Origin of the sequence: Nodularia chucula CCY0103 (genome assembly GCF_963923915.1) — a bacterium.
GTDB classification, from domain to species: Bacteria; Cyanobacteriota; Cyanobacteriia; order Cyanobacteriales; family Nostocaceae; genus Nodularia; species Nodularia chucula.
Genome location: NZ_CAWUOL010000215.1, coordinates 1 through 694, shown reverse-complemented (window position 1 = coordinate 694; position 694 = coordinate 1). Strand labels below are relative to the sequence as shown.

Sequence of the window (694 nt, the reverse complement as noted above, 5' to 3'; positions counted from 1 at the left end):
GTTAAGTTGTTAACACTAGTATTAGTCTGGTTAGTAACGTTAGTTAAGTTGTTAACGCTAGTATTAGTCTGGTTAGTAACGTTAGTTAAGTTGTTAACGTTATTCCCTAAGTTGGTAATTGAGTTATTTTGATTATTGACTGCATTACCAGTATTTATAATTGTTGGACGTAATGCTGTAACAGTTGCAGCAGTTGATAAAGCCGTTGCATTGAGTGCTGCAACTTGTCCATTGAGCGCCGCAACTTTTACGTTTAATGCTGCTACTCCAGCCGTTACCGGAACAATTGATGCTGTTTGAGAAATATTAGCCAGTGGGCTTGATTGATACCACATATTTAACCCAGCCGGGAAGCATCTACCATTCTGTAATTCCTCACAAAAGGCTTCTTGGGCTGCTGATTTAATTTGGTCGGTGGGGAGCCGCCTGGCGTTGTCTATCACCTCTACTTTTGCTCTTTGGATCTGATTCCATGTTTGAGCATTACCTTGAGTAATGTTTGAGTTTATGGTTCCTAACAGCCCCATTACACCAGCTAATTCAGCCATATTAAAATTGCCTTGAATACCTTGAATACCCCTGATACCTTGGATGCCTTGAATACCCCTGATACCTTGGATGCCTTGAATACCCCTGATACCTTGAATACCTTGAATACCCCTGATACCTTGGATGCCTTGAATACCCCTGATAC

Annotated in this window: 1 protein-coding gene; it reads right to left on the bottom strand. The window is 41.1% G+C overall.

Translation table 11 applies throughout. The features are described from left to right. Positions 1-694: hypothetical protein (locus tag ACM0OP_RS24270; RefSeq protein ID WP_414530960.1), on the bottom strand; the 694-nt coding region annotated here is incomplete at both ends.